Source organism: Brevibacillus sp. SIMBA_040, assembly GCF_046535075.1.
Lineage (GTDB): Bacteria > Bacillota > Bacilli > Brevibacillales > Brevibacillaceae > Brevibacillus.
Genome location: NZ_JAWRXI010000213.1, coordinates 1 through 266, shown reverse-complemented (window position 1 = coordinate 266; position 266 = coordinate 1). Strand labels below are relative to the sequence as shown.

The 266-nt window shown below is 62.4% G+C and carries 1 protein-coding gene; it reads left to right on the top strand.

Annotated elements, in window-relative coordinates; translation table 11 throughout:
- Positions 1 to 266 (top strand): pilus assembly protein TadG-related protein (locus SB752_RS32595; protein ID WP_410719527.1); only part of this gene is annotated, 266 nt, incomplete at both ends.

Sequence of the window (266 nt, the reverse complement as noted above, 5' to 3'; positions counted from 1 at the left end):
ATGGTGTTTATGCTGTTGGCGGTGGACAGTGGCCGCCTGTACCTGGAAAAGCGCAAGCTGCAGTCCATCGCCGACACCTCGGCCCTCGAAGCTGCTGGCCGTGGTGGCGTTTGCACCCCCAGCAGTACCGCCAACGACTATGCCGTACAGAACGCTACGCGTAACGGGTTTCCGGTGGTCGCCGGCGATAACAGCCGTGGCCTGGCGGTGACCTGCGGTGCGCTGGTGACCAATGCCAGTAATATCCGCGTGTTTACGGTCGACGC